The 17,088-nt window shown below is 72.1% G+C and carries 14 protein-coding genes; 6 read left to right on the plus strand and 8 right to left on the minus strand.

What is annotated here, in order from left to right:
- Positions 1-14 precede the first annotated feature (14 nt).
- From cysD to ACFY3V_RS23810, 5 genes are all read left to right on the plus strand, one after another.
- Positions 15-929, plus strand: a complete 915-nt coding sequence (gene cysD, locus ACFY3V_RS23790) for a sulfate adenylyltransferase subunit CysD (RefSeq protein ID WP_350950225.1) — start codon at positions 15-17, stop codon at positions 927-929.
- A gap of 130 nt (positions 930-1,059) precedes the next feature.
- Positions 1,060-2,322, plus strand: a complete 1,263-nt coding sequence (gene cysN, locus ACFY3V_RS23795) for a sulfate adenylyltransferase subunit CysN (RefSeq protein ID WP_362898814.1) — start codon at positions 1,060-1,062, stop codon at positions 2,320-2,322.
- 368 nt (positions 2,323-2,690) lie between these two features.
- Positions 2,691-3,650 carry a sulfotransferase gene (locus ACFY3V_RS23800; protein ID WP_389776289.1) on the plus strand — a complete coding sequence of 320 codons (960 nt, stop codon included), beginning with the start codon at positions 2,691-2,693 and terminating at the stop codon, positions 3,648-3,650.
- The gene (locus ACFY3V_RS23805; RefSeq protein ID WP_350950014.1) at positions 3,647-4,588 is read left to right on the plus strand and encodes a glycosyltransferase; all 942 of its coding nucleotides are present in this window, start codon (positions 3,647-3,649) and stop codon (positions 4,586-4,588) included. Before ACFY3V_RS23800 ends, ACFY3V_RS23805 begins: the two co-directional genes overlap by 4 nt.
- A gap of 62 nt (positions 4,589-4,650) precedes the next feature.
- The gene (locus tag ACFY3V_RS23810; protein WP_389776293.1) at positions 4,651-5,664 is read left to right on the plus strand and encodes a WecB/TagA/CpsF family glycosyltransferase; all 1,014 of its coding nucleotides are present in this window, start codon (positions 4,651-4,653) and stop codon (positions 5,662-5,664) included.
- Between the two features lie 154 nt (positions 5,665-5,818).
- Here the strand turns inward: ACFY3V_RS23810 and ACFY3V_RS23815 are convergent, their stop codons facing one another.
- From ACFY3V_RS23815 to ACFY3V_RS23840, 6 genes are all read right to left on the minus strand, one after another.
- Positions 5,819-6,862 carry a sulfotransferase gene (locus tag ACFY3V_RS23815; protein ID WP_389776296.1) on the minus strand — a complete coding sequence of 348 codons (1,044 nt, stop codon included), beginning with the start codon at positions 6,860-6,862 and terminating at the stop codon, positions 5,819-5,821.
- Positions 6,863-6,952: 90 nt separating this feature from the next.
- Positions 6,953-8,245: a lipopolysaccharide biosynthesis protein gene (locus tag ACFY3V_RS23820; protein ID WP_389776299.1), complete on the minus strand. Its 1,293-nt coding sequence runs from the start codon at positions 8,243-8,245 to the stop codon at positions 6,953-6,955.
- On the minus strand, positions 8,233-9,108 hold the full coding sequence (locus tag ACFY3V_RS23825) for a sulfotransferase (RefSeq protein WP_362898824.1): 876 nt from the start codon (positions 9,106-9,108) through the stop codon (positions 8,233-8,235). The genes ACFY3V_RS23820 and ACFY3V_RS23825 overlap by 13 nt, the downstream gene beginning before the upstream one ends.
- Positions 9,105-10,211, minus strand: coding sequence for a hypothetical protein (locus tag ACFY3V_RS23830; RefSeq protein WP_389776303.1), 1,107 nt, complete (start codon positions 10,209-10,211; stop codon positions 9,105-9,107). The genes ACFY3V_RS23825 and ACFY3V_RS23830 overlap by 4 nt, the downstream gene beginning before the upstream one ends.
- Complete coding sequence (locus ACFY3V_RS23835; RefSeq protein ID WP_362898828.1) at positions 10,208-11,500, minus strand: hypothetical protein; 1,293 nt, start codon at positions 11,498-11,500, stop codon at positions 10,208-10,210. The genes ACFY3V_RS23830 and ACFY3V_RS23835 overlap by 4 nt, the downstream gene beginning before the upstream one ends.
- A complete protein-coding gene (locus tag ACFY3V_RS23840; protein ID WP_362898830.1) occupies positions 11,497-13,074 on the minus strand; it encodes a Wzz/FepE/Etk N-terminal domain-containing protein in 1,578 nt (525 codons plus the stop codon). The genes ACFY3V_RS23835 and ACFY3V_RS23840 overlap by 4 nt, the downstream gene beginning before the upstream one ends.
- Before the next feature lie 321 nt (positions 13,075-13,395).
- On the opposite strand from ACFY3V_RS23840, the gene ACFY3V_RS23845 reads away from it, so the two are divergent.
- Entirely contained in the window at positions 13,396-14,520 is a 1,125-nt protein-coding gene (locus ACFY3V_RS23845) for a hypothetical protein (RefSeq protein ID WP_362898833.1), read from the plus strand.
- A gap of 55 nt (positions 14,521-14,575) precedes the next feature.
- Here ACFY3V_RS23845 and cysC read toward each other — a convergent pair whose 3' ends face one another.
- Together cysC and ACFY3V_RS23855 are read right to left on the minus strand one after the other, a co-directional pair.
- The gene (gene cysC / locus ACFY3V_RS23850; protein ID WP_350950005.1) at positions 14,576-15,805 is read right to left on the minus strand and encodes an adenylyl-sulfate kinase; all 1,230 of its coding nucleotides are present in this window, start codon (positions 15,803-15,805) and stop codon (positions 14,576-14,578) included.
- A 122-nt stretch (positions 15,806-15,927) separates the two neighbouring features.
- Positions 15,928-16,656 (minus strand): methyltransferase domain-containing protein, encoded by a 729-nt coding sequence (locus ACFY3V_RS23855; protein ID WP_350950004.1) that lies wholly within the window; start codon positions 16,654-16,656, stop codon positions 15,928-15,930.
- Positions 16,657-17,088: the final 432 nt, after the last annotated feature.

Raw genomic sequence — 17,088 nt, forward strand, 5'->3', positions numbered from 1 at the left:
GCTAGGAGAGTCTGATGCTTCAGCGCGACTACACCACGTCGCAGCTCGATGTCCTCGAGGCAGAGGCTATTCACATCATGCGTGAGGTCGCGGCGGAGTTCGAGCGTCCCTGTCTGCTCTTCTCCGGGGGCAAGGACTCCATCGTCATGCTCCGCATCGCGGAGAAGGCGTTCTGGCCGGCGCCGATTCCCTTCCCCCTGATGCACGTCGACACCGGGCACAACTTCACCGAGGTCATCGAGTTCCGTGACCGCCGAGCCGCCGAGCTGGGCGCCCGCCTCGTCGTCGCGAGCGTCCAGGACTCCATCGACGCGGGACGCGTCGTCGAGGAGACCGGTCGCAGGGCCTCGCGCAACCGGCTCCAGACCACGACGCTGCTGGACGCGATCGAGGAGAACGAGTACGACGCGGTGTTCGGCGGCGCCCGCCGCGACGAGGAGAAGGCTCGCGCCAAGGAGCGCGTGTTCTCCTTCCGCGACGACTTCGGCCAGTGGGACCCCAAGAACCAGCGTCCCGAGCTGTGGAACCTCTACAACGCGAGGATCCGCAAGGGCGAGCACATCCGGGTGTTCCCGCTGTCCAACTGGACCGAGCTCGACATCTGGGACTACATCCGGCGCGAGGGGATCGAGATTCCGTCGATCTACTTCGCCCACACCCGCAAGGTGTTCGAGCGCGACGGCATGCTGCTCGCCGACAGCGAGTTCATCACCCGTGACGAGGACGAGTCGCTCCTGGAGATGACGGTCCGCTACCGGACGGTCGGTGACGTGACCTGCACCGGCGCCGTCCAGTCGGGTGCCGCGACGGTCGAGGAGATCATCGAGGAGATCGCGGTGACCCGGATCACCGAGCGCGGCGCCACCCGCGCCGACGACCGGGCCTCCGAGGCGTCCATGGAGGACCGCAAGAAGGAGGGCTACTTCTAGTGAGAGTCCGAATCTTCGACGCCCCGTGCGCCCCGTGCGACCTGGCCCACCCGGTCCACCCGGCCCACCGCGAGTCCCTTCCCGCGCGGTCCGGCCGCGCACGCCGTACGACCCCTGGAGAGCAGCGCTAATGGACATTCTTCGCTTCGCCACGGCGGGAAGTGTCGACGACGGAAAGTCGACCCTCATCGGGCGGCTGCTCTTCGACTCCAAGGCGATCTTCGAGGACCAGCTGGAGGCCGTCGAGCGCACCTCCCGCGACCGCGGCACCGAGTACACCGACCTGTCGCTCCTCACCGACGGCCTGCGGGCCGAGCGGGAACAGGGCATCACGATCGACGTCGCCTACCGCTACTTCGCCACTCCCAGGCGCAAGTTCATCATCGCCGACACCCCCGGGCACATCCAGTACACCCGGAACATGGTCACCGGCGCGTCCACCGCGGACCTGGCGATCGTCCTGATCGACGCCCGCAAGGGCGTGCTCGAACAGTCGCGGCGGCACGCCTTCCTCACCACCCTGCTGCGGGTGCCGCACCTCGTCCTCGCCGTCAACAAGATGGACCTGGTCGACTACTCCCAGGAGCGGTTCGAGGAGATCCGTGAGGAGTTCACCGCGTTCGCCTCCAAGCTGAACGCGCCGGACCTCACGTTCATCCCGATCTCGGCGCTGCACGGCGACAACGTGGTGTCCCGTTCGGAGAACACGCCCTGGTACAACGGATCCTCCCTGCTCCACCACCTGGAGCACGTGCACATCGCCTCCGACCGCAACCTGGTCGACGTGCGCTTCCCCGTGCAGTACGTCATCCGCCCGCAGCGGGCCACCGACCCCTCACTCCACGACTACCGCGGCTACGCGGGCCAGGTCGCCGGAGGGGTGCTGAAGCCGGGCGACGAGGTCATGCACCTGCCCTCGGGACTGGCCACGCGCATCGCGTCGATCGACACCTTCGACGGGCCGCTCGACGAGGCGTTCCCCCCGATGTCGGTCACCCTGCGGCTGGAGGACGACATCGACATCTCGCGCGGCGACATGATCTGCCGTCCGAACAACCAGCCGCACGTCTCCCAGGAGCTGGAGGCGATGATCTGCTGGATGGCCGACACCGCCAAGCTCGCCCCGCGCACCAAGCTGACCATCAAGCACACCACCCGCACGGCCCGTGCCCTGGTCAAGGACCTGCACTACCGGCTGGACGTCAACACCCTGCACCGGGACGAGACGGCACAGTCGCTCGGCCTCAACGAGATCGGCCGGGTCTCGCTCCGCGTCACCCGGCCGCTGTTCGTGGACGACTACGCCCGCAACCGCCTCACCGGCGGCTTCATCCTGGTGGACGAGTCCACCAACAACACCGTCGGCGCCGGGATGATCGTCGACGCCAAGTAGGCGCACCCCGCCGCCCGTGGCCCGCGCCACGGTCCCCTCCCGTACGCGAAGGGAGGGGGCCGTGGCGCGGGGCCGCGGGCGGTTCGTCGTTCCAGGGGCCGGCCGTGGGTCCGCCCGGCGTCGGATCGCGAGGCCGCGGTCCTCCCTTTTTCCGATCTCCCTGTTCGGTCGCGAGGCCGCGGTCCCTTCCCTGCTCGATCTCCCTGTCGGTCGCGAGGTCGTGGCCACTCCCCGTTCGGTGGACGTGATTCAGGGGACGGGCGGCGTCGCACCCGTTGGGTAGATCCTTTGTCCGTTCTCCGACCCCTCTGTTACGCTCCGCGCTAGCCTCGACACGTTCCGTATCCACCGGGTAAGGATTCGTGCCTGTGTCTGATAGTCCGTCACCTGCTCGGGTGGTATTCCTGGGCGGCCTCGGCCGTAGCGGGACCACACTGCTGGAGCGCCTGCTGGGGGAGATCCCGGGCATCGTTCCGCTCGGTGAGGTCGTCCACCTCTGGGCGAGGAGCGCGCTCGCGGACGAGGCATGCGGGTGCGGTGAGCCCTTCGGATCGTGCCCCTTCTGGGAGAAGGTCGGCGAGCGTGCGTTCGGCGGCTGGTCGGAGGGCCTCGCCCACCGGATGATCGCGCTCAGGTCCCGCGTGGACCGCACCCGGCGCATCCCCACGCTGGCGAGGCTCCTCGCCGAGGAGCAGACGGGCACCGGCCGATGGCCGACGCCCGGCACCGCGGAGCTGGACGAGTACGTCGCGATCCACCGCGACCTGTACGACGCGGCGGGCGAGGTCGCCGACTGCCCGGTCGTGATCGACTCCAGCAAGCACGCCTCGCTCGCCTTCTGCCTCGCGGCGGCCGGAGTCGACGTCCAGGTCGTTCACATGGTCCGCGACCCCCGAGCGGTCGCCCACTCCTGGCGGAGGAAAGTCGCCCGTCCCGAGGACGGGCGCCCGATGACCCACTGGTCGCCCTCCCGCACCTCGCTGCACTGGCTGAGCGAGAACCTCGGACTCGAACTCCTCGCCCGCAGGGGCGTCCCGGTCACCCGGGTCCGCTACGAGGACCTGCTCGACACCCCCGCCGACACGCTCAGGCGGGTGGTCGCCAGGATCGGGCTCCCCTGCCGTCTCGACTTCCTCTCTGGCAGGTGGGCGGAGCTCTCGACGGCGCACACGGCCTCGGGCAACCCCGTGCGCTTCACGGTCGGCCGCACGGAGCTGACCAGGGACGACAGCTGGCGTGACGTCGCGTCGCCCCGGCAGTCGCGCCTGGTCACCGCGCTGACCTGGCCCCTCATGATCAAATACGGCTATTACCGGAGAATCGCGTGAACACATCGGTGGGTGTCGTCATCCCCACCCGGGGACACCGGCCCGACCAGCTGCGCGCGGCCACGCTCGCCGTGCTCGGTCAGGACCATCCAGGACCCGTCGAGGTCGTCGTCGTCGTGGACGGCGGCGATCCCGCCTGGGTCGCCGACCAGGTGGCCGACCTCCTCGCCAGCCGGGCGGTGACACCCGGCCGGCACGGGCCGTCCTCACGCGGCGTGCGGGTGATGGCCAACCGGTTCACCCCCGGCCTGCCCGGCGCCCGCAACACCGGCATCGCCGCGCTCGGCACCGACCTGGTCGCCTTCTGCGATGACGACGACCAGTGGCTGCCAGGAAAGATCGAGGCCCAGGTCGCCGCGCTGGAGGCGGAGCCGGAGGCGCGTTTCTCCAGCTGCGCCATCGAGGTCGAGTACGGATCGCGGCGCATCGCCCGGCTGGCCGGGACCAGTCGCGTCACCTACCGCCACCTGGTGCGCTCGCGGATGGTGATGGTGCACTCCTCGACGTTCCTGTTCCGGCGCGGCGGCCTCTGGGCGGACGAGAGCGCCCCCGGTGGACAGAACGAGGACTGGGACCTGGCACTGCGCGCCGCGGCCCAGCACCCCATCGTGCACGTCGACCGGCCCCTGGTCCGGGTGCGCTGGGGCGGTTCCTCGTACGTGGCCCGCTGGGCCGACCGGATCGCCGGGCTGCAGTGGATGCTCGCCCGGCACCCTGATCTGGCCGTGGATCCGCGCGGCGCGGCGCGGGTCTACGGTCAGCTCGCCTTCCACCACGCGGCCCTCGGCCAGCGCAGGGAGGCGGGCCGCTGGGCCTGGCGGGCCTTCACCGCCCGCCACGGCGAACCCCGGGCGCCCATCGCGCTCGCGGTGGCGACGGGCCTGATCCCCGCGCGGACCCTGCTCAGCGTCCTGCACCACCGGGGACACGGCATCTGATGGCGCCCGTCACCCGGCATCCGCGGGTCGTGCTCCGCCACGGCGCCTTGATCGTTCCGCCCGTGACGAGCCAGGCCGCCGCCGAGCGCCACGACCCACCGTTCGCCCCGTTCCTGACGGTGAAGGCCGTCGAGCGCCCGACGGTGCCTCCCTCCCCGCCCCGCACCGACCGCCGGTCCGCGACCACCGGTCACGACTCGGCGCCCGGCCTGCCCGCCGTCGCAGGGCAGGCCGGGACGCCGGTCACCGGGCGGGAGGCTCCCCCGGCCGTCTCCCGCAGGAGGCCCCGACCCGACAAGGCCACCCGCAGGCGTCTGCGCAGGCGCGTGCGGGTGGCGGGGGTCGCGATCGACCCGATGACCGAGGGCGAGGTCGTCGAGCACGTGGTCGCGGCTCTGAAACGCGGAGAGGGCGGCCACCTCGTCACCCCGAACGTCGACATCAGCCGGACCGTCGCCCGCGATCCCCGGGCCCGCCGACTCGTCGAGCGCGCCGATCTCGCGGTGGCGGACGGCATGCCGTTGGTGTGGGCGGCGAGGCTGCTCGGCACCCCTCTCCCCGGCCGGGTCACCGGCGCCGACCTGATCTGGTCCCTGTCGGAGGCCGCCGCCTTCTACCGCCATCCCGTGTATCTCCTGGGCGGTCCCCGGGGCACGGCCGCGCAGGCGGCCCGCGAGCTGGTGGGCCGCCATCCGGAGCTGGTGCTCGCCGGGGTCGGCGCCCCGCCCTACGGATTCGAGAACGATCCGAAGAGCTACGCCCGGGTGCGCGACGACGTGATCGCCGCCGCGCCTCGGCTGGTCTTCGTCGGGCTCGGCTTTCCCAGACAGGAGCGCCTCATCGCCTCACTCCGCCGTGACCTGCCGGGCACCTGGTTCGTCGGCTGCGGCTCGGCGATCGCCTTCGCCGCGGGCACCGTGCGGCGGGCACCGGCGTGGATGCGCCGCGGCGGCCTGGAGTGGGTCTTCCGGCTGACGCGGGAGCCGGGCAGGCTCGCCCGCCGCTATCTGGTCGACGACCTGCCGTACGCGCTTCGGCTCCTCACGGTCTCCCTCGTACGCGGCCTCTTCTCCTGAAGCCGTGTCGCCTCGAAGCCGTGGGGCGTGGTGCCGCGGGGCTATGGGCCGTGGGGCTGTGTTCTCTTGAGGTCGTGACCCTGTGAGGTCGTGACCCTGTGAGGTCACGCACCGTGAAGGCATGGGAGTCGTGAAGTTCCGGAGCGCCGGAGCCTCACGACTCCACGGTGTTTCCCGTGCGGACCCAACGTTCCGCCGAGGCGAGTCTCCTGACCCGGAGGGCCTCCTGCGGGCTCAGCCGAGCGTCGGCCTCGGCGAGGGCGCGGCGCGAGTCCATCGGCCGGTAGGCCGTGCGGGACAGGCCGCTCCAGGCGAAGCCGCCAAAGCCTCTCTCCGATGTGCCTGTGCCTGCGCTCATGCCCTCTGATGTGCCCATGCCCATGCCCATGCCCATGCTTAACGCCTCCGTGCTTGACGCCCTGGTGCCTGACGCGCCCGTGCACGCGCGGCGGATACGCGCCTCGGCGCGGGCCGTCCAGGTCAGGCCCGCCCACTCGTACAGGCGGCGAAAGCCCGCCAGGGGCTCGCGGGCCAGGTCCTCGTAGCGGGCGAGCATGATCCCTGGGTGCCGTTCCGCCAGGTCGGCGGCGGTGGTCCCGGCCGCCCGCCACAGGGCCACGGCTTTGGCGACACGGTCCTGGGAGCCGACCAGCGGGCGCAACGCCTCCAGGTGGGGCTGGTCGCGCATCAGCAGCGGTTGTTCGAGCAACTCGTGAAAGTAGACCGTCCAGCCGAGCCGCTGCCAGCTGCCGACGAACGCCACCGGATCGCGCAGCAGAACGATCACACGGCAGCCGAGCCGGTCGGCGAACCACCCGGCGGAGAACAGCGCGAACGGGTCGTCCAGCAGCGCCCGGCGCCCGCCCAGCCGCCCCAACGTGAACGCGGTGCCGTACCGGACCATCCTCGCCAGGTCGTACGGTGACCGGTTGCGGCGCAGTTCGGCGAGGAACCCGTAGCGCAGCGCGACCGTGCGGGTGAAGGCGGGCAGCCAGGCCCGCTCGTTGTCCGGGCAGATGTACTGGAACCGGTGGCCGACCACGGCGTCGAGGACACCGGGGGAGTGGCCCGGCGGGTGCTCGGGGTTGAGCGGCTCGTTGACGTAGACCAGCTCCCCGCTCGCCGCGAGCATCCTGCCCGTCCAGCTCGTCCCGGTCCTGGGCAGCCCGGTGACCAGTACGGGCGTCACGGTGCCCATCACGTGTCCAGGCTTCCGGAACACCCGGGCCGCGCGGTCATGGCATCCACCTCGCGTTCAGGGCCGTAGGGGGCGGGGAAGGAAGGGAGGTCATGCCGCCCGCCGGGCGGCCGGGCTGCGGGCGCCGAAGGGCCGCAGGCCGTACCGGCGGTGGATGTGCCAGAGCGGCAGCAGGTTCTTGACCACCGTGCCCCCTGCCCAGCCGAGGGCGGCACCGAGCGAGCCCAGCGACGGGATGAGCAGCAGGTCCAGCGCCACCACCGTCGCGACGGCGGCGACCAGGTTGGCCAGGCTGGAGCCGGTGTGCCCGGCGGAGGTCAGCACCACGTCGGCCATACCGCACGCCGTGGCGAGCATCATCGTCGCGGCCAGCACGAACGCCACCGGCGCACCGCCGGTGTAACCGTCACCGAAGACGGCGCCGAGCAACCACGGCGCGAACGCGGCGTACCCCAGCCAGACCGGCCAGGTGAGCAGGACCAGCCAGCGGGTGGCCGACCGGTACAGCTCCCCGGCGCGCGGCAGGTCGCCCTCGGCGAGGGCCCGGACCAGCCTCGGCTGCATGGCCTGCGCGAGTCCCTGACCGGCCAGCTGACCCACGATCTTGAAGCGGGTGGCGGCGGTGTAGACGGCGGCCTCGGCCGGGCCGGCGAGCAGCGCCACGATCACGACGTCCAGCCGCTGGAACACCGCCTGGATCCCGGCAGCCAGCGACCGTGGCCAGGTGTGACCCCACAGCTCGTGCGCGGCGCCCGGCGGCAGGGGCGTCCCGGGCAGCCGCCGCCGCAGCCAGATCGAGGCGAGCAACAGGACCGGCAGGTACGGCAGCGCCCAGGCCGCGGCGAGCAGGGGCACGGAGCCGTGGCCCGCGAGCACCACCGCCCCGACCAGGAGCGACTGGGACACCGGCTGCAGCACCCCGTCCAGCAGCACGGTCGGCCGCATCGAGCCGAACCCGCGGGTCGCGCTCACCACGACACCCGAGCACGTCACCGCGGGCAGGGCGACCGCGAGCACCCGCAGCGCCGGGTCGGAGACGGTGAGGACGACCGTCGCGCCGGCCGCCAGCGAGAGCGCCGCGACCGGGACGAGCGCCGCGCGGACGTAGCCGGAGGTGTGGCGGTGGTCGAGGGAGCGGGACCTGGCGATGAAGTGGACCAGCCCGTTCCCCGCGTCCAGTCGCAGGACCGTGGCGACCGTGAGGCACAGCGCGGTCGCCGAGAAGAAGAGACCGGCCGCCTCCTGCTCCACCCCCCTGGTGACCAGCACGACCGTGAGGAACTGCGCGGCGGCCCCCGTCCCCGCTCCCGCGAGCCCCGCCACCCCGCCCCGCGCGGCCCCGGTCAGGCGGCCCGCCAGGCGGGTGGGGATCAGCGGCGCCACGAAGGCTCCGCGCCCAGCCACGAGGTCAGCAGGGTGTCCTGCTCCTCGAAGTGGGCCCTCAGCTCGCGACGGAGCTTGCGGGGCATGGGACCCGGCCTGGCCCGGCCGTTGTGCCGTTCGAACACCGGCTCACCGAGGTGCGGCAACCCGAGGAACGCCAGCACGCGGTCGTAGGCGAGATCGGGTTCGGCGAAGAACCGGCCGCTGTCGATGACGAGCAGCCGGTCGCGGCCGACCAGCGGCTCCAGCCGGGCGAGTTGCTCGGCGTAGCGGCCCCTGGCGAGATAGGCGTGGTGGCGGTGGGCGAGGTTCGTCGAGTACGGCGAGGCGCGCAGCCGCTCCTCCGCCCCGGCGAGCCGCTCCTCCTCCAGCCGCACGGCCCTGGCGAAGGAGCGCTCCGTCTCGAAGCCCCTCGCCAGCTCGTGGGCGTGCGCGGAGAAGGCCCGCTCGACGGGGTCGCGGACCAGCACGATCAGCTTGGCGCCCGGCAGGTCGCGGGCGATCCTGGGACCGGCCAGCGGGTGGAACAGGTAGTAGGGCGACGACTCGAAGGCCTGGGCGGGGAAGCCGTACCTGCGGGCCGGCCGGGAGGCCGACACCCGCAGTGGGAAGTGCGCCCGGTACCAGGACAGGTCCCGGTCGTACGCCGTGTCGAAGTAGTGGACGCCCTTGCGCAGGACGGGCTTCAGGATGAGCGGGTGCTGGGACAGGACGCGGTACAGCGAGGTGGTGCCGCAGCGCTGTGCCCCGACGATGAGGAAGGAGGGCAGCACCCGGCTGCGGGAGGTGAGGCGCCCTATCGCCCACGAGGCCGTGTGGACCGAACGCTTCAGCGCGGGTCTCACAGCCTTTACAGCCTTCACAGCAGGGTCTCCTGGGAGTCGGCGAGGGGGGTGAGCCAGAGCTCCGGTGGTCCGAGGGGCGCGTGGCCGTCGGCGGCGTGGCGGTCGGCGAGGGCGATCAGGTAGCGGAGCGTGGTGAGCCGGGACTCGGCTGCCGAGAGCCCGAACGGTGCCAGGATCCGCAGGGACCGCGCCACGCAGGCCCTCGCCGCGGTGGCCGGATCGGCGCGGCGCAGGGCCCGCTGGAAGAAGTGGTGGACGGCGTCGAAGCCCAGCGGGACCCCGGTGCCGAACCGCTCCCAGTCCCAGACCAGCAACCGTCCGTCGGGGCCGCGCGAGATGTTCCACGGCGTCAGGTCACCGTGCCAGGAGAACGACCGCTCTTCGAGCCCTCGGCTTTCAGGAGCCGGGCTTCCTCCGGCGGGGACGCCGAGGAGGGCGTGGCCGGCACGGGCGGGTTTTCCGGGAGGCGGGTCTCCCGCGACGGGGGTGCCGAGGGAGGGCCGGCCCGCGCGGGCGGTTTTCCCGGGAGGGGGGTCTCCCGAAGCCGGGTCCGAAGCGGCGGGGGCGCGATCCGGGACGTCGCCCCCGGGGATGCGGGCGATCTCGTCGATCGCGTCGACGAGGACGTCACCCGGTATCCGCCCCCGCCGTACGGGAAGCGGGGTGAGCGCCAGCACGGACAGGCCACGCCAGGTTCCGTGGTGCAGCACGGCGGGCGGGACGACGGTCTTGAGCGGTACGCCGGCGAGCAGGCCGAGGGTCCGCGCCTCGTGGGAGACGAGCTCCCGGGTCAGGTCGGTGTCGCCGATCTTCACGAAGGCGATCGGCCCGTCGGCGGCGCGCGCCTCCAGGATCGGCTTGCGGTTGGCCCGGCGGGCCGGGCGCACCCGCAGCGTGACACGGACGGCGGTGCCGAACACCTCGCTCAGGTGGCTCTCGATGCCGTCCCGGCCCGAGGACACCGTGACCCTCCCGCCGGGGTGCCACCAGGCGCGGGGGACCAGCCTGCGGGGGAGCAGCCGGTGGGGGAGCAGGGTGTAGGGGCTCGGGTCGCCGGGGCCGGGGAACAGCAGGTCGAGGGTCTGGTCCAGGTAGCGCAGACGGGCGCGGGCGTCGTTCATGAGGCCGTGCTCGCCATCGAGTTTCTCCAGAGCAGTGCGAACGAGACGAGGTACAGGCTGAGCGGTGTGACCAGCCCGTCGTAGACGAACATGTAGAGGAGGGTGAGGATCATCACGAGGACCCCCGCGACGCCGATCGGGCTCCGGTCACGCCAGTGGCGGCGGACGGCCCCGGCGAAGAACGCCACGTAGAGCGCGGCACCGGTGAAACCCTGCGTGATCATCAGGTGCCAGAGCTGGCCGTCCCCGCCCAGAGGCGGATGGCCGCAGGTGGGGCACCAGCCGCTCTTGCCGGTGGTGATCGTCCGGTGGTTGCCCGTGGCGTTGCGGGTGTTGCCGTACCCGATGAGCGGCGCGGTGCTCGCGGCGGCGAGGGTCGCCGAGACGGTGAAGGCGCGGATGCCGTTGCTGTGCGGGTTGTCGAGCCGTTGGGCCACCATCGCCTGCAGGGGGCTGAGGGCGAACACCAGGGCCCCCGCGGTCAGGGCCGCGCAGGTCGCGACGCGGGCCCGCGTGCCCAGCCGCAGCAGGACGTACGCGGCGGCGACGCCGAGCCCGATCCACAGCCCTCGGTTGAGCGAGTAGACGACGGGGATCGCGGCGAGCGCGACGAGCGGGACGACGGCGAGGCGTCTGCGCGGCCCGCCGTACACCCACCAGCCGACCACGAACCAGACGAGCAGCACCGAGAGGTTGCCACCCCAGGCGTTGGCCCACTCGAACGGCGCCTCGGGGCGCGGCGAGGCGTGGCCGAGGACTTTCTGCATCTGGGCGGCGGTGGGGTGGATCAGGTTGTGGACGAAGGGGTTGCCGCTGATCCAGTCGGGGAGGACCGTCTCGACCGGTGAGGTGAACTCCACGCGCGGGGCGAACACGCCCAGCAGGCCGCCCGCGACGGTCGTGAGGAACAGCGCGCCGAGCATCCGCACGAGGGTGAGCTGCGGCAGCTCCTCCTCCGTCAGGTTGCCCAGATAGAGCACCATGACCAGCAGCGAGACGTACAGGAACAGGCGCATCAGATAGCCGAGGAGCCGCCCGGCGCCGAACTCGCCGTAGGTGCCCGGAGGCATCTCGCCGAGCATGAGCGCGCTGATCAGGTAACCCGCGAGGAGCAGCAGCCAGAGCCCGAAACCGCGCGGCGCCCTGATCGGCCGCCTCCGCCACAGGACCAGCGCCATCGCCGGGGCCACCACGATCACCGACAGGCCTCCGAAACCGAGCGCCCACCAGATGGGATAGCCCACCAGGAGGGCGGCGATCGGCCAGACGGCCGGACGCGGACACCTCACAGCCTGCGCCCCCTCCGGCCATCGGCCGCCTGCCCGGTGGTTGGAACGTTCCCGTTGGCCCCGAGCGCGAGCGGCACCTCCGGCCCGTCGGCGGGTCCGCGCGCCCCGTCCCTGTTCGCCTCGGGCGCGGGCCACGACTCCGCCCTCTCGGCCGCCCCGCGTGCGCCGTTCCCGTGCCCTCCGGACGCCTCCGGTCTTTCGGCCGCCCCGCGTGTGCCGTTCCTGTGCCCTCCGGACGCCTTCGGCGCCTCCGGTCTTTCCGCCGCCCGGTGTGCTCCGTTCCCGTACGCCCTGGGCGCATGCCGCGCCTCCGGTGTGCCGGGGGGGCCGTGCGCTCCCGACCTGGCGGGTGCCTCCAGGCTCTCGCCCGGCGCTCCGAGCAGGGCGGGTCCGCCCGCCAGGCCGGCCAGAGGCCGGTCGGCCCTTCGCTGGGCGCCCTCGCGGCTCCACCCTCCTCCGGCCCGCGGCGCGGACGCGCCCTGCGGGACGTACGGCCCCTGTGGTGTCGGTCCCTGTGACGCGTACGGTCCCTGTGGAGCGCGTGCCGCGTGAGAGCCCCGCCCGGCGGGGAGCGAGGGGACGTCGTCGCCGATGACGAACGTGCCGACCACGGGGATCCCGCGATCGTTCAGCGCCCGTACGGCGTGCTTGACCTCGCGCGGGGAGGTGCCGGGTGTCGCGACCACGAGCACCGCGCCCGCCGGGCCGTGCGCCCGGACACCGTCGAGGGTGTCCAGGCCGGTGAGGCGGCCGACGGCTGCGGGGGGCCGCCGGGCGGTGTCGAGGCGGTCGCGGAGCCAGGCGGCGCCGACCCCGCAGATCAGCCCCGCCATGAGGCCGCTGCCCAGGTAGAGAGGAGGGCGGGGGGTGGTGGGTTCGGCCGGCGCCGTCGCCTGGCTGATCACGGAGCCGGGGGTGACGGCGACGGTCTTGAGCGCGTCGTATTTGGAGGTGAGGCTGTGAACCTGCCTGGCGAGGACGTTCTGCCGCTGGAGGGCGAGGGTCCGCTCGGTGGTCCCCCTGCCGAGGCCGGGAAGCTCGGTGGCGACCCTGGTGAGACCCGCGTTGGTCTGCCTCAGCTTGACCAGCACGGCCCTGGTCTGGGCCGCGAGCGTCTGGGCGGAGGACTCGCGGCGCTGGGCGAGGTAGGCGAGGGCGTAGGCGCTCGCTCCCGAGGCCGCGGTCGCCGGGTCGGCGGCGCTGCAGGAGATCTCCAGGACCGAGGTGTTGGGCGGCACCGAGACCTCGGCGGGGCAGGAGAGGCCGTCGAACAACCGCCTCGCCTTCGCCTCGACCACCGCGGACCTGGCCACCTGGGCCTCGGTGTCGAGGTTGAGCGGTTCGCGCTGACGGCTGGTGACCTGGTTGGTCTGTTCCTGCGCTCCGGTAGCGGTCACCAGGACCTGCCCGGAGGCGGTGTAGGAGGGCGGGGTGAGCCACATCAGGGCGATGCCGCCACCGGCTCCGGTGAGGAACAGGGAGAGGACGATCAGCCACCGGCGGCGGAGAAACGACGCGTAGTCCGCCAGATCCTCGCCTCCGCGGCGGACGGGGGCGTCCGGTGACGGGCTCATGTGTCGCTGGTGCCTCTCCGGCGAACAGACGCTGGGAACCCTTGGAACTATAGGTCGGCTTTCCGTTTCCCCGAACCGATACGCAAGATTTTCTTTGCGTTGGACGCGCCAATCACAGGGAGATAACAGCGGTTTATCCGATATTTCCTATCGTCCGCGAGGGAGCTGTGGCACGGACCGGCAAAGTCAGGGACGAGGCACGTCCGGGCGATGGGAAGGTGTTCCCCCGTGACGGTCGAGGACGGCCCACGAATGCGTACGCGCGACGGCTGTGAGGAAACGGTGCATCAGACAAATGCTCCTATAGACGTAATTCCGCGAGTGGTAAGAATCGCCGGTTCCGGCCTCGTGCTGGCGCTGGGTCTGGGCACCCTCGCGCTGGGAATCGCCGGGCTGAGCGGAGGCGGCAGGACCTCCAACGCCGCGGACGCCCCGGGTACCGCCGACACGGGGGAGGCCCGTGCCGCGGCGGGCGCCGTCGGCGCCCCGGGAGCCCGCGAAGGGCGCTCCCGGGCCGCCTGCGAGGTCGGTGCCAAGCTCGTGCCCTCCTGCGGCGCCTGGTGGGGCATCGCACCCGAGATCTTCACGGGACGGCCGCAGAAGCGGGCCCTGGAGAGGGCCGAGAGACGCATGGGCCGGCCGGCCGACATCATGCACGTCTACCACCGGGGCGACGAGCTCTTCCCGACCCCCGCGGAACGCGCCATCGCCCGTGACCCGGCCGGCCGCAGGCTCCTGCTGATCAACTGGAAGCCGTCCCTCGACCACACCTGGGGGCAGATCGCCCGTGGGGCGCTGGACGAGCGGATCGACCGGCTGGCCGCCCACATCGTACGAACCTTCCCCGAGCGGTTCTTCCTCACCGTCCACCACGAGCCGGAGGACGACGTACGGGAGGCCCACGGCAGGGGAATGACGGCGGCCGACTACGCCGCGATGTTCCGCCACGTGGTCAAGCGCCTGCGGCAGGGGGGCGTGACCAACGCGGTCACGGTGATGACCTACATGGGAGCGCCCAACTGGGCGTCGGAACCCTGGTTCGAGAAGCTCTACCCCGGTGACGACGTGGTCGACTGGGTGGCGATGGACCCCTACGTCGACCACAGGGTCCACAGTTTCGACGGGCTGGTGAACAAGACCCGCCCCGAGTTCCCCCGCTGGTCGGGGTTCTACCGCTGGATGGGGGAACGCTTCCCCGACAAGCCCGTCATGCTCGCCGAGTGGGGCGTCTTCGAGCGTCATGACCGGCCGGGGTTCAAGGAGTCGTTCTTCGACTCGGTACGCGGGGAGATCGGCGAATACCCGCGGATCAAGGCTCTGATCTACTTCGACTCGCCGCGCGCCCCCCGTGGCGACACCCGCTTCGACACCACGCCCGGCGGCCGGAGGGCCTTCGGCGAACTCGCCCGCGACCCACGCCTCGACGCCGTCGTCCCCGCCCGCTGACGGCGGCTACCGGGGCGTCCGGCGAGGGCTTCCGGGCCTGGGCGTCGGGTCGGGATCAGCGGATCCAGCCGCCCTGGATCAACGGATCGAGCACCTGGTGCACCGCCCGGTCCACGCTGATGCCGGTGGTGTCGATCTCCAGGTCGGCGTCGTCCGGCTCCTCGTACGGGTCGGAGACGCCGGTGAACTCGGGGATGATCCCCGCGCGGGCCTTGGCGTAGAGGCCCTTGCGGTCGCGGCGCTCGCACTCCTCCAGGGGGGTGGAGACGTGGACGAGCAGGAAGTCGGCGCCGACAGCCTCGACCATCTCCCGTACCTCCTCGCGGGTGGCGGCGTACGGCGCGATGGGCGCGCAGATCGCCAGACCACCGTGCCTGGCGGCCTCGGCGGCGACGAAACCGATGCGGCGGATGTTGAGGTCGCGATCCTCCTTGGAGAAGGTGAGCCCCGCGGAGAGCAGATGGCGGACCACGTCGCCGTCGAGGTAGGTCACCGTGCGGCTGCCGCGCTCCAGCAGCGCGTCACGCAGCCCTCGGGCGACGGTCGACTTGCCGGAGCCGGACAGGCCGGTGAAGAAGACCACCAGCCCCCGGCGGTGCGGGGGACCGGGAAGCGTCACGGGCTCGGGACCCGCCAGGTGCTCGGTCGCGCCGTAGGCCTCGGCCACGCGCTCGCGCAGCTCCAGGTCGATGGCCGGCTCCCTGGGCGCGAGCGGCACCACCGCGACGAGCGTGCCCTCCGGCAGCCCCTCACGGGCCTTGAGCGCTGCGCGGACCACCGCGGGCCCGCCCTCGCCGTACGCGAGCGGGAGCAGCAGGATCGACGCCTCCAGCTCCCGTGCGGTCGCCGTGATCTCGCCGAGGTCGCCGAGCGGCCCGCGCATGGTGACGGCGAGGACCGACTCCCGCCCGTTCAGCTGCTCGCGGACCCGCGCCGGGGTGAGGCGGAGCCGGGCGAACGGCCCGTGTTCGGGGGCGTCCAGCGCCTCGACAGGCCCGGCGACGAAGCCGTCCGCACGCTCGGTGACGGTGAGCACGGCGAGCGCCGCGCCCTCGGGGTCGCGCAGGGTGATCCGGTCACCGGGGGCGGCCGGGTGGTCGTCGGGAAGGGTGAGGGTGACCGGCGCGGGCCACGGGGTGCCGTCGGCGAGCGCGCCGTGCTCGTCCACGGCGTGCGCGTCGGCCGAGCTCAGGAAGCCCTCCAGCGGCCTGAAGGCGCCGGAGAGCAGCAGCTCAAGGTCGGCCAGCTCGCGGGCGTCTGGGGTCCACTCGAAAGGCGCCGTCATCTGCTCCACCATCGCGGTCGTCGGAACTTTCCTGCTCCGCCCGCTCACGATGGACGACCCCGTCCGGCGAGCCTGGGATCCGGCCGCCCGGTGAAATCCCAGGTGCCCCGGCCCGGTGGATCTCAGATCAACCGGGCGAAGTGACTCTGGGGCTTGCGGATCACCAAAGTTATCTCGTCGTGAGACGCGGGCCGGCTCCCCCTGGAGAGGGCCTCCACCACCGAGCAGGTGGCGCGGGCAAGCTTACCGAGAGGTCCGCGGAGCGCGGGACCACTGGCGGTGGAGATGTCCTCGGTCACCATCAGCCCGCGCACGAGGCAGAACGAGTGCATTCCCTCGCGCGAGGCGATCTGCTCGTAGACGGCGGGCAGCGGGCCCACGGTCCCGGCGGGGACGAACCTGCGCCACAGCCATCGCCGCAGCCCCGTCGGCGTGAGCCGGTCGCACGCCCCGTACGCCGAAGCCCGGTCGCGCATCCTCACCAGCAGCAGCCCGCCGGGCCGCAACCCGGTGAGCAGCCGGTCGAGCACCAGCTCGGCGTGCTCGATCCGCTCCAGCAGGAACGGCACGTAGACGACGTCGAACGCCCGCGGGGGCACCGGCACGGAGCGCAGGTCGCCCAGCGCCCAGGAGTCCAGGTCCTTGCGCGCGGACGTGCTCGTACGCAACACGGGCAGGTCCTCGTCGATCCCGATGACCCTGGACTCCGTCTGCGCGAGATCGAGCGGCTCAGGCCATCCGCACCCGGCGATCAGGATGTCGAGCCGCCGGCCGAGCTGGCTGCTCCACTGCTCCTTGATCCGCTGACTCAACAGGTCGTCCTGATCGACGACCGACCTCACCTCTGCCATGTAACCGAGAGTAGTCAAGTCAGCACGATTCGGCTACATGGCGACGCTGCGCGTCTTGTTGGCGACGCTGGCGCGTCGCGGTTCGGCGTGTTGTTGGCGACGCTGGCGCGTCGCGGTTCGGCGTGTTGTTGGCGACGCTGGCGCGTCGCGGTTCGGCCGCTCTTGCCCGGCTCGTGTTGTTGGCGACGCTGGCGCGTCGCGGTGAGGCCGCTCTTGCCCGGCTCCTTCCCTCGTCGAGGAAGATCGCTCGTTCCTCACGACCTTCCTCTCCTCAGTCCAGTCGCCGGCGCGGCCTCACGGGTAGTCCCGCAATTGGAGACGCTGGGGCATTGCGGTGAGACGGTTCTTGTCCGGCTCGTGTTGGTTGGCGACGCTGGCGCGTCGCGGTGAGGCCGCTCTTGTCCGGCTCCTTTCCTTGTTGAGGGAGGTCGT

Source organism: Streptosporangium sp. NPDC000095 (assembly GCF_042899335.1).
Classification (GTDB): domain Bacteria; phylum Actinomycetota; class Actinomycetes; order Streptosporangiales; family Streptosporangiaceae; genus Streptosporangium.